The organism is Streptomyces sp. ActVer, from assembly GCF_027270795.1.
GTDB lineage: Bacteria > Actinomycetota > Actinomycetes > Streptomycetales > Streptomycetaceae > Streptomyces > Streptomyces umbrinus_A.
On record NZ_JAPWHT010000328.1, the window covers coordinates 1 to 11,762 of the forward strand.

At 71.6% G+C, this 11,762-nt stretch carries 8 protein-coding genes; 1 reads left to right on the forward strand and 7 read right to left on the reverse strand.

Going from position 1 to position 11,762, the window contains the following annotated elements; genetic code table 11:
* The 5 genes from O3Q52_RS37525 to O3Q52_RS37545 form a co-directional block, all read right to left on the reverse strand.
* The coding region (locus O3Q52_RS37525) for a type I polyketide synthase (protein ID WP_269653078.1) at positions 1-3,281 on the reverse strand (3,281 nt) is incomplete at its 3' end.
* Entirely contained in the window at positions 3,226-4,641 is a 1,416-nt protein-coding gene (locus tag O3Q52_RS37530) for an MFS transporter (RefSeq protein WP_269653079.1), read from the reverse strand. The genes O3Q52_RS37525 and O3Q52_RS37530, both read right to left, overlap by 56 nt.
* Before the next feature lie 233 nt (positions 4,642-4,874).
* Positions 4,875-5,498 (reverse strand): restriction endonuclease, encoded by a 624-nt coding sequence (locus tag O3Q52_RS37535; RefSeq protein ID WP_269653084.1) that lies wholly within the window; start codon positions 5,496-5,498, stop codon positions 4,875-4,877.
* 577 nt (positions 5,499-6,075) lie between these two features.
* A complete protein-coding gene (locus O3Q52_RS37540) occupies positions 6,076-6,237 on the reverse strand; it encodes a hypothetical protein (protein ID WP_269653080.1) in 162 nt (53 codons plus the stop codon).
* 764 nt (positions 6,238-7,001) lie between these two features.
* Entirely contained in the window at positions 7,002-8,453 is a 1,452-nt protein-coding gene (locus O3Q52_RS37545; protein WP_269653085.1) for an ATP-binding protein, read from the reverse strand.
* 70 nt (positions 8,454-8,523) lie between these two features.
* Between O3Q52_RS37545 and O3Q52_RS37550 the strand changes: the two genes are divergently transcribed.
* Entirely contained in the window at positions 8,524-8,829 is a 306-nt protein-coding gene (locus O3Q52_RS37550) for a hypothetical protein (RefSeq protein ID WP_269653081.1), read from the forward strand.
* A 141-nt stretch (positions 8,830-8,970) separates the two neighbouring features.
* On the opposite strand, the gene O3Q52_RS37555 is transcribed toward O3Q52_RS37550, so the two are convergent.
* Complete coding sequence (locus O3Q52_RS37555) at positions 8,971-10,263, reverse strand: TIGR02679 family protein (RefSeq protein ID WP_269653082.1); 1,293 nt, start codon at positions 10,261-10,263, stop codon at positions 8,971-8,973.
* Positions 10,253-11,762 (reverse strand): SbcC/MukB-like Walker B domain-containing protein (locus O3Q52_RS37560; RefSeq protein WP_269653083.1); only part of this gene is annotated, 1,510 nt, incomplete at its 5' end. The genes O3Q52_RS37560 and O3Q52_RS37555, both read right to left, overlap by 11 nt.

Here is an 11,762-nt window from a genome sequence, read left to right on the forward strand (position 1 = left end):
GCGGGCGCCGGGCCTGCGGGCGCCGGGGCGATCGCCGCCGCGGGCGCAGGTTCCGAGGCGGGCGCAGGCGCAGGCGCAGGTGTAGGTGTAGGTGTAGGCGCAGGTGTAGGCGCAGGTGTAGAGACAGGCGCAGATTCAGCGCCGGCCTCGACCGGCTCACCCTCCGGCCGCGAAGGCGCCCGCCCCGCGCGCGCAGCGATCAGACGGGCCGTAAGTTCCGGAGTGCCCGCCTCCTCAAGGACCTCCCGGACGGACGTCCGCACGCCGAACTCGTTCTCCAACTGCCGCAGCAACCCGATGAGTTGCAGCGAGTCCGCACCGAGGCCGACGAAGGTCTGCCCGGCGCCGAGCTCGTCGGCGCGGTAGCCGAGATGCCGGGCCGTGAGCTCCCGTACGCGTTCGAGTACTGCCTGTTCGGTCATGCCGTCCTCCACTGAACCTTCCTTTGCAGGTAATCGGTCCACTGCCGGACCGGGATGCGGTGGCGGGCCGGTCCAGTACGACCGGTGCTGGAACGGGTACAAGGGCAGCGGAATCCGGCGTCCCCCGCAGCCGTCCAGGAGGGCCGCCCAGTCGAGGTCCACCCCGGCACAGTGCAGACGGGCCGCCGCCGTCCACAGGCCGTCGATGTCGGCGCCGCGGCCCTGCGTCGGCACGCAGAGGGTCTCCGGCACGGCACGGCGGGCCATGCCGGTCAGCGGCGCACCGGGCCCCAGTTCGACCAGGGCACCCCGGGGCGCGAGCGTGCGCAGCACGGCGTGGAAGTCCGCCGTGTGCCGCGCCTGCCGTACGAGATGGTCGGCGTCGGGCAGCCAGCCCACGGGATACGCCGTACCATCCAGTCCACTCACGAACTCCACCTGTACGGGCCGGAGTTCGGCCTTGCCGACGGCGGCGCGCAGCTCGTCGAGCACCGGGTCGAGCAGCGCCGTGTGGAAGGCACGGTCGACGGGGAGCGGCTCGCCCGCCACGTCGTGCTCGGCCAGCCAGGCCCGGGCGGCCTCGACCGCGGCCGGCGGACCGGCGACGACGTGATGGGCGGGACCGTTGGACACCGCCAGTTCGAGACGCCCGTACCGCGTCTCGTCGATGTCTCCGAGCAACCGCCGTACGTCTTCCGGCGGGGCGAACACGGCCAGCATCGCGCCGGGTTCGGTGTCCTGCATGAGCCGGCCCCTGCGGCAGACGAGCCGCATGCCGTCCTCCGGCGACAGGGCTCCCGCGACGCACAGAGCCGCGTACTCGCCGACGCTGTGCCCGGCGACGGCCGACGGTCGCACACCGAACGCCTGCCAGAGCCGGGCCTGCGCCACCTGCAGGGCGAACAGTGCCGGCTGAGCGAAGTCGGTGTCCCACCGCTCCGGACCCTCGCCGCCGACGACCCGGTCGAGGAAGTCCGACTCCCCGGTCTCCTCCTGATGGACGCGGGCGCACCGCTCCAGGACATCGGCCACCACGGGGAAGCGGCCGGCGAGCGCCGCGGCCACTCCGGGCCGGCCGCCGCCCTGTCCGCTGAATACGTACGCGAGCGTGACCGGGGTCGGAGTCGGGGTCGGGGCCGAGGCCGGGGTGTCCACGGTTCCGGTGTAGTACGCGGCGGTGGGAGGCGCGGGACGCCCCGGATCCGCCAGGAAGGCGTCGAGGCCGCGGACGAGCCCTCCGACAAGGTTGTCGGCCGGGCAATCGACGGGTGCTGTGCCGGCAGGTGCGGTGACGACCAGCCGGTGGCGCAGGTGCCGGCGGCCGAGCGCGGCCGTCGTGAGGAGGTCGGCCGGTGCCATGTCCGGGCGCCGCACCAGGGCGTCGCGGAAGGAACGGGCGTACTCCTCAAGGGCTTTGGGGCTGTGCGCAGAGAGCGGCAGGAGTGCGGGCACGGGGGCCGGGGCGGGAGCACCTGCGGTCCGGACCGGGGCCTCCGGGCCGGCCGGGGCCTCTTCCAGAATCACATGGGCATTGGTGCCGCCCATCCCGATGGAGTGCACCCCCGCTCTCCGAGGGCCGTCACCCGCCAACGGCCACGGCATGGCACGCCGAGGGAGCGTGAACGGGCTGTCCTCGACCCCGAGTTGAGGGTTGGGCCGGGTCAGGTTCACCAGCGGTGGGACGACACCGTGCCGCAGCACCAGAACCGCCTTGACCAGCCCCGCGAGACCCGCCGCGCTGTCCAGGTGCCCGATGGCGGGCTTGGTGGAACCGAGCGCGCAGAAGCCCCTGCGGTCCGTGTGCCGCCGGAACGCCTCGCTGAGCGCGGAGAATTCGATCGGATCACCCTTGTAGGTGCCGGTGCCGTGCGCCTCCAGATAGCCGATCGTCTCGGCCCCGACACCCGCGCGGTCCAACGCGCCGAGCACGGCGTCCCGCTGGCCCGCGACACCCGGAGCGGCGAAACCGGCCTTGTCCGCACCGTCGTTGGTGACCGCGGAGCCCAGGATGACGGCGTGCACGGTGTCGCCGTCGGCGAGCGCGTTCGCGAGCGGCTTGAGGAGTACGGCAGCCACCCCGTTGCCGCCGACCGTGCCGTCGGCCGCGGCGTCGAAGGCCCGTACCGCACCGGACTTGGAGATCGTCGAGCCCTTCACATGGCGGTGCCCGGTGACCTGCGGCAGATGCAGGGCGGACGATCCCACCACCATGAGGTCCGCGTCGCCCGCGAGCAGCGCCTGGCACGCCAGGTGGACGGAGACGAGCCCGCTGGAACAGGCGGTCGCGACGTTCACCGCCGGACCGTCGAGTCCGAGCCGGAACGCGGCCCGATTGGCGGTGAAGTCCGGGTAGTTGCCGACCTGGATCTGCTTCACCGTGGTCCAGTCGTCGGCGCGGCTCGACTCGCCGATGTTGGAGGCCAGATAGCTGTGCAGCGAGTAGAGCCGATAGCCGACGCTGGCGTAGACCCCGATCCGCTGGCCCCCGGACCGGCCGTCCCCAATCCCCTCGTCCTCCCGGCCCCGGTCGCCGGATCCGGCGTACCCGCCGTCCTCCAGCGCGTGGTGACAGCACTCCAGGAACAACCGCTGCTGGGGATCGGTCAGGGTGGCCTCGCGGCCGCTCATCCCGAAGAACCCGGCGTCGAAGCCGTCGACACCGTGCAGCAGCGCGCTCGCTCCGGTGAAGTCCGGGTCCCGGTAGAGCTCCTCGGGCAGGCCCGCGGCGGCGAACTCCGGGTCCGTGAAGGGCCGTACGTGGGACACGCCGGACCTGATGTCGTGCCAGTACTCCTCGGGCGTGTCAGCCCCCGGAAACCTCAGCGCCATCCCGATGACCGCCACGCGCGGGTCCTGCACCGCTCTCCCCCTTCCCGTTCTTCCCCTCCCGCTCCTCGCTCCCCGGCACGGCTTCCTGCGCTGCCTGCGCTTGCTCCGCTCCACGCCCCCGCAGCACCCGGGCCACGTACACCAGGGCGAGGACGATGGCGGCACCGTGCGCGACGCCGACGACCGACAGCGGCGTGAAGACGTCGAGGGCCGCGGCGACCACGATCATCCCGACGCCGAACCCGAGGTTCTCCACCGTGGCGGAGAGCCCGAAGGCGTGGGTGCGCAGAGGGCTCGGCAGGGTCTGCAGATGCGAGGTGTACGACACCTCGGTCAGGCCGTCGGCCGCGCCGGCCAGCAGCGCGACCAGCACCGTCACGGCCCAGGGGAGCCCGGCGAAGGCCAGGATGAAGGTGCCGGACATGGCGATGGTGCCGAGCCCGAAGCCCAGGGCACCGACCGAGCGTCCCGTCCGCTTGGTGTACCTCTGCAGTACCTGCTGGACAAGGACGTTGCCCAGCGCCCAGACGCACCAGAAGACGCTGACGAACACGGCCGGGTTGTCGGCATCGAGTTCGGTGGAGTAGACGGGCAGCGCCGCGTTGTGCGACGAGGACCCGAGCGCGTCGATACCGCGCAGCGCCACCATCAGCCCGAGCACCGGAACCGCACCGAGCGCCACGAGCGCGGCGGGCACCCGCCGCCGACCGTCCCGGCGCCCCTGCCCGTCGGCCCCCTCTTCTTCCTGACTGCCCCGGCCGTCCTCTACGTCCTTGCCGTGGCTGTCCTTCTCCTCGTTGCCACGCGCCGGGCCCATGGACATCGGGAGGAGCAGGACGGTCAAGGCACAGACGAAAAAGGTGGCCATGTCCACGAGGAAGGCCGCGGTGTAGCCGAGCAGTGACACCACCACGCCCGACGACGCGAACCCGGCCACCATCGCCATCGAACGCCCGCTGACCATCAGTGAGTTGGCCCAGGTGTGCCGCCCCTCGCCGACCATGTCCGGGATGGAGCTGCGCAGGGTGACCATGAACAGGGTGCCCGAGGCCCCGACCACCGCGGAGACGGCGAACAGCGTGCCCGTACGGAATCCGTCGGGGGCCAGCACCAGCAGGAGCAGCGCCGCCGCCTGGGCCACGTTGGCCCAGAACATGACGCCCTTGGCGGACCAGCGGGCCAGGACCGCGGCCGCGGCGAGCCCCGCGACGAACCCCGCGGCGAGTCGTACGGCCATGAACACACCGACGGCCAGGGCCCGGTCCGTGACCGCGTAGACGTACAGGCTGAGCGCCACGACGTTGAGGAAGGTGCCGTACGAGGAGATCGCGTAGCCGGTGACCAGGATCCGGTACCGGCGTTCCTGAAGCGCTGCCGTACCGGATGTCACGAACGAACCTGCGCCAGGACGTCCTCGTGTCGTACAGAGTCAGACATGGCTGCATCCTTTGCGAACACATGGGCGAAGGGGCTCCGCGCACCATAGGCAACGGGGCCCGCCGTTCGCAGGCAGAAGCCTGAACTCATGATTGTTATGCGGCAGTTGCGAAGCATGATGACTTCCGCGCCGCACGACAACAGTGTTCTGCAGCCCGACACCAGTGTTCTCAGGACAACGAAGTCTCAGGACAACGCCGACCGCCTGCCCGGCGAGGGCGGAAGCTGCTGAAGCAGCTTCCAGAGAGGCCGTGAACCCGCCGCCCACTCCCCCAGTGTTCCGCGGTCGACGAGATGCAGCTTCTGGGACTTCGCGAGCGGCTCGCACCCCGCGGTGAAGCGCCCGTTCGTCACGAGAACGACCACGTCCCCGCCGTGCAACTGACGCCCGGTGCCGTTGAGTACATGCAGATCCGGGGTGCCCACCGCCGATCCCAGGGCCCCGTCCTGCCGGTGCTTGCACTGGATCACCCAGCGCCTGCCGAGCGGATCGGTCGCCGTCACATCCGCGCCGTTGTCCCCGGCCCCGCCCACCTGTACGGCATCAGCGCATCCGTCACGGCGCATCAGATCCCGTACCGCGAACTCGAAGTCCTCGTGGTGAAGCCCGTCGAGCTGAGGCAGCTCGTACCGCAGCCGCCGCACATGTACCCGCTCCCACCGGACCCTCGCAACCCACTGAGCAAGCCAGAGACCACCGGCCCCACCCAGAACGGCGACAAGCAGAGCAACCAACCACCAGTTCCCCAACAGCCACTGCCCCACGGCAACACAGAGCCCACCGCCTGCGGCAGCCGCGACGCCGAGCACCAACGGCCGGGGCCCTCCGGGCTGGACCGGGCTGGAGACCCGCTTCACGGACACGCGTTTCACGGACACCCGCTTCACAGACTTCGAACTCGCAGCCCGCTTCACGGATTTCGGGGTCAGCACGCGCTTCACAGGCTTACGCCGAGCCCGCCGCACCGGCGCCCGGCGGCTCACAACTGCCCCCGGACGTATGCACAGTCATTCCTCACGCACGGATCGGTCCAAGGCACCGTATCCCCCCTAGGCGCACCCGCCCGCGGCCACTGCGACCGCCCAACAGGCTTCTGCGCAGGCGCTGCTGACATTAGGTCAGATCCTGCTGCCCACCACGGGAGAGAACCCTTTCGGGCCACCCCGAACACCCGCCGGCGCCAGCCGGCACACCACCGGCAGGAACCGCCCCGCGCTCCCGCCCCTCACCCCGCAGCCCGGAACCACACCCCCCGACCACCGGCACACCACCCCAACCGCACCCAGCCCGCCCCACGCCCTCAAGGAGACCGAAGTAGGCCGAGAAGCGCGTGCGCCCACTGCTTCCGTCGCACCCGGGTCGGAGACGTACGGCCCTACCGTCCCGTCACCGTCCCGTCCGCCGCCGGAGTTCGTCGAGGATCGCGGGGATCGTGTCCGGGTCCTGCGCCGTCACGGCCACCACGACCTCGTCCTCCGGGGAGGGCCACTCGGCGGCGCCGTACGGCCGGGTGGTCCGCGAGGCGGGACAGCAGCGCCGGGCGGTCACTGTCGTTGGGGACCGACCGCCATTCCCACGGCTGCCAGGGCGCACACCGCGGTGATCGCCACACCCACCTTCCGAAACGTCACCCGGCCAGTCTGCTTTCCCGCTCGAACACGTTGATGAAAGAGGAGAACTTTCTCATCTCCCACATCGGCCCGGTACGCCGCCCGATTCGGGAACCATGGCGACAACCCGACGACGGTGTCCGGCTCACGGGCCGGGGCTGCCCCTCCAGACGCAGAGGCACCTCGGGCAACGGTGGATCCCGACGCCGGTCCCGCCACGCGGGTCTCCATGACCGGCGGGCCGCAGCGGCAATCGCCTTCGGCCCCGTCAGGCGTCGGCCGGCTCCGCCGTCGTGCCCAGTCCTGCGAACGCCCCGGTCATCCGCCACACGGGAGGCGAATGGGCCAGACGCCCAGGGCTTCCATATTCCAGAAGCACCCACAGAGCTTTGGAGGTTCAGCTTCCGCCAGGTGCCGGCAAGTCGGACAGGTCGCCGTCGGCCTGGCCAACCGACCTACAGCGCTGAGCGATGCGTTAGAGAGAGTGGGTCCCTGTCTCTCTGTCTTCCTGTCTTCCTGCCTTCTTGAGGTCGCCTGCTGACGATGGAGTGCCGTGGACGCACTGGCAGAAGCTGTTGCTGTCCTAGTGAAGGCCCTTGATCACATGGAGCTGGACGAGTCGGGCACCCAATGGTTGCCGCAACCACCGAGCCGCACCCACCTCACAGGGGCGCATGCCGTCCGAGGGCTGCGGATCGGCGGTCATTCGCCGTGGTAGAGGCGGGACAGGTCGACGAGTTGGATCGTGGCGTCGTTCTTGGCGAGGTGGTCCAGCTCGTCGGTGAAGCCGGTGCCGCTGAAGCAGTACAGGCGGGTTGCCTCGGTGGCGGTGCCGCGTGCGGTGAGAAGGGCGCGGATGTGCCGGAGGCGTTCCAAGTGGCCGATCCCCATCACGTCGTTCCACTTCGCTTCGCCGATGGCGAGCAGCGTTTCGCGGCCGTCGTGGGTGTCGCCGTGGACGGCGACGTCGACTTCATGACTGGTCCTGGCGGCAGGGTCGTTGACAGTGCCGCTCGCGACCCTCGTGACCTGTCCGCCATGGGTTTCGGATGCGGCGTGCCAGCGGGCCCATTCCCGGCAGACCTGCTCGAAGTGCGGGCCGACGACTCTGCTGCGGAAGGTGGGCTGGGCGCGGCGCCATACGGCGGGTGCCCGCCCGGGGCGTTCCAGGTCGCCCCAGGCCGGGCGCATGACCGCGTGGTAGAAGGTGACGAGCGGCTCCGCGATGCGGTAGGCGGAGCGGTTGCGGCGGAAGGCGTCCGCTTCGTGAGTGATCATGCCGACGTCCTGGAGAACGCTCAGCGGGTGGGCCAGGTCGGTGGATTTGCGGCCGAGGTAGTCGGCGATGCCTCCACGGGCGGCGTTGCCCGCGGCGATGGCGGCCAGTACGGAGTGGTACAGCGCGGTGTCGTGGAGTTCGGGCTCTTCGGCGAGCAGGTAGCGGGCCTCTCGGAAAAGCGGCCGGGCCGGGTTGAGGACGGCGCGGGTGACCCAGGCGTCGAAGTCGTCCGGCCCGGCGGGGGTGTCGCCCTGGGTGAACTCACGGCGGTAGGCGGGTGTGCCGCCGACGATGGCGTTGGTGAGCAGGGCGGTGCGCGGGTCGGTGATCTGCCAGAACTCGGCCGCGAGGCGGAAGTCCAGCGTGGGGACGACGAGTTCGAGGCCCGCGCGGCCGCGCAGAGGAGCGTTGCCGGACAGCAGCTTGCCCATGAAGGACAGTGCCGAGCCGCACAGCAGCAGGCGCACCGGGGTGTTGGTGTGCTGGGCGGCGGGATCGAGGACGCGCTGGATGATCGAGGGCAGAGAAGGAGAGGCCTTGGCGAGGAAGGGGAACTCGTCGATGACCGCCACGGTGGGGCCGCCTGCGTCGGCGATCCGCATGAGCTCAGTGACGGCCTCGTCCCAGTGCGTGAAGCGGAACGGGGTGGGCTGGCCCCTGTAACGGGCGAGGGCTTCACCGAACTGACGCAGGGCATCGGCCTCGGTGGTCTCGGTGGCGGTGTACATGAAGCCGCCACTGGCTCGGGTGACGGCGTCGAGCAGGAAGGTCTTGCCCTGGCGGCGACGGCCGGAGACCACGCCGAGCGTGGCCCGTGGACCGGGCAGGGCGGCGAACCGGGTCAGCTCAGCCCATTCGAAGTCACGGTCGAACATCTCAGCAGGCTTGTCCACAGAGCACACCCCAGCTTTGTATAGGTGAGGTTATTATATCTGGGCTTATTGCATGCTGCCTGCTGTCGACCGCAGACCTGAACGCAGGCAGGGCGGCAGACACGGCTCCACCGCGCGCCGCAACTGGGAGGCGTCCACGCAGCACCCTCTCCCGGCCTCGGGCCATGCCGACCGCCACGGCCCAACCGAGTTCCACCACTCCGCCGGCATGGCCTCGGATCCCGCGCTCCGGTTCCAGCTCGCGCACACGCGCGCGTACGGAACGGGCAAGCTCCCCATCGCGCTGGCCGACGGCCGCACCTTCACCCTCGACCTCGACGAACTTCCGGTGCCCGAACCGGACACCGACACACGCTGAAAGCCGCCCGCCGAGTAACGCGGGGTAACGAACGCGATCGAACTGATCTCGTCCGCGGGCTCGGGTACCGGCGCCGGCTCGCCGGTACATGCGCTTCGACATGCTCCGGTCGACGGATCGAGTCGGCCACCGGACGCCGGTTCAGACACGAGTGAGGTCGGACAGGAGTGCGGGCAGGAGGCGTTCCTCCATGACCGTGCTGCCCGACGCCTCCATCGCGAGGGCCAGTCCGGGGTCCCAGGGGCTGGCCGCGGGCGGTCCCGCGAGCGGTGTGGACCCGCCCTTGCCGAGTGCCGCCGTGTAGTCGGCGGTGGTCATCCGCCAGGGTCGGGCGCCGTGTCGGGCCATGGCGTTCGCGGTGATCCGCAGGCCGGCCCAGTCGAAGTCGGCGCGCCAGTGCAGCCGGGCTCCCGCCCGTACGGCGTCGCCGAGCAGTTTGTGGCAGGCGGCCGACGGGACACCCTCGGTGCAGACCAGGGCGGCGACGCGGCTGGCGGACCGCAGTTCGCCGGCCGCGGCGCGCAGGACGGCCGGGTTCTCGCAGACGAAGATGGTGCGGGCGGCGGGCACGACGGGGTCGGTGGCGAGTTGGTGGAGGGTGAGCCGGAAGGGTATGCCGAAGCCGGCGGCGTCGCGCAGCCAGTCGCAGACGACGGTGTCGCCCCTGGCGCCGATGTTGAGGACGAGGACCTGGCTGGCGAGGTCGTCCGCGATGGCGCCGGCGCTCTCCCACAGGGCGCGCCGCCCGGCCCGGTCGGGCGGTACCTCCGTGCCGTCGCCGGTGCGCTGGGCGAGGGCCCGCAGGACGAGCTGTTCCAGCGGGGCGCCGGGCACGAGGGCTTTGGTGTCGCCGGTGGCCCACTCGGCGAGGACCGGGAGCGGCAGGACGCCGGGGACCCGCTTCGGGGAGCCCGCGGAGCGGTCCCCGTCACCGGTCAGCCTTTCCAGGACACGTACCGCCGCGTCGAGGAGCGGCGCGTCTCCCCGGCGTACGAGACGGGTGAGCGTGCCGTCGGCGGCGATCCGGTCCAGCCAGGCGGCGAACCATCCCTGCCCGGCGAGCCGACTGGAGTGGGCCGACTTCAGGGCGTCGTCACGGCGTGCCTCCTCTTCGGCCCGTTCGGCGGGCCGGTCGCGCAGCGGCCCGTGGAGACGGCCGAGGGTCTGGAGGAGACCGGTGCCGTAGCGGCCGTACAGATACCCGTCCAGATCACTCAGGGGTACGGCGAGGCGCTTGGCGGTCTCGGGCCGGTAGCGGCCGGTGATCCCGATGACGGTGCGGCGCTCGGCCTCGCTCGGGCTCGTGAGCCCGATGTCGCCGTCGAGCGCGCCTCCGGTGCGCTCCAGCCTGCGACGGGCGGCGGCGAGCAGCCGCCTCCATCCTTCGTCCCGCAACTCGTCGTACCCGTGGCCTTCACGCTGCTCAGTCGACAACCGCGGCCTCCTCGGGCGTCGGGACGCGCCGGGTGTCGGGCGAGCCGAGGGCGGTGGTGAGATCGCCGGTGTCGTCGGCGAGGAGCCGGTCGCCGTCCCAGACGAGCAGCAGGGCGGAGACGGTGTGGTCGACGGCGGTGTGCGCGAGGTCGTAGTGGGCGGCGGCGGACACGGAGGCGTGGGCGGCCCACAGGTCGTAGCCGGTCATGAACAGGTCGAGGTCGAACTGCGCGGCCAGCGACATGAGTTCGCCGCGCCCGGTGTCGTCCACGCCCGCGAAGGCCTCGTCGAGGGCGAGCAGGCGGGGGGCGTGCGGGTCGGCGGAGTTGAGCGTGGCGTGCGCGGCGGCGAACAGCGGCAGGTGCAGTGACACGGACTGCTCACCGCCCGACAGCCGGCTGTGCCGGGCGCGGGTGAGCCGCTCCTCGCTCTTGTCGGGGCGTACGAGCTGGAACGCGAACTGCCGCCAGCGCCGGTAGTCGAGGACCTCGGCGAGCAGTTCGCGGTAGGGCTGGTCACGGTGGCGGGCGCGGGCGGTCTTGATCTGCGCGGCGAAGTGGACGCGCACCCGGGCGAGACCGTCCGGACCGAGGCGGGCGGCGTCGGCGTCGAGGAGGGCGCAGACGGCACGCTGTTCGTCGTCGAGATGGTCGGCGAGCAGCCAGCTCACCCCGACCGTCGTCCCCGAGGACATGGTGCGCCGGCGCATGTCGGTGTTCATCCGCCTGATCAGGTCGCGGGCGTCGACGGTGCGGTCGTGGATCTGCTGGGCGAGCCGGGTGAGCAGGGCGTCCTCCAGGATGCGCTGCTCGGACTCGGAGAGCAGTTCGGCCTGGTCACGGCGGTGGGAGGAGATCTTCTGGGCGAAGGCGGCGACCGGCAGCGGACCCTCCTCGTCGGCCACGCGTACGACGATGATCCCGTCGGAGCCGTCCCATTCGGGCCGGTAGTCCTGTCCGGCGGCGGCGAGTTGCGCCTGCAGGTCGTCCAGGGCCTTGGTGAGACGGGTGACGGACTGCTTGAGGCTGGTCTCGGTGGGGGTGAGGTCGCGGGTCGCGGCCAGGATCGCCTCGTGCACGGCGGCCACGGCCGGCGGGAGTGCCTCGCCGGCCCAGTCGGCCTCCTGGGCGGGCCAGGCGAGGCCGGGCGGGCAGCGCAGGATGTCGAGGAGTTCGCGGGCGGCGTACGGGCGCAGGCCGCGGGCGGTGTCCTTCTCCTCCGCCGCGGCGACCGCCCCGGCCTCGGCGGCGGCCGTACGGCGTGCCTCGGCCGAGGCGGTGCCCGCGATCGCGGCGTGCTGGGCCGTGCGGGCCGCCTCAGCCTCCCGGGCCAGGGCGTCGATCCCGTCCTCGGCCTCCTGCACCTGGCGCATCACCTCCTGCGCCTCGGCTCCGACGGCCGCTTGGAGGGCGTCGAGTCCCGCGGCCTCCTCGGCGTGCCGGCGGCGGGCCGCGCGTTCGGTGTCCAGCGCCGCCTCCTCGTCCTCGGCGGCGGCGGTG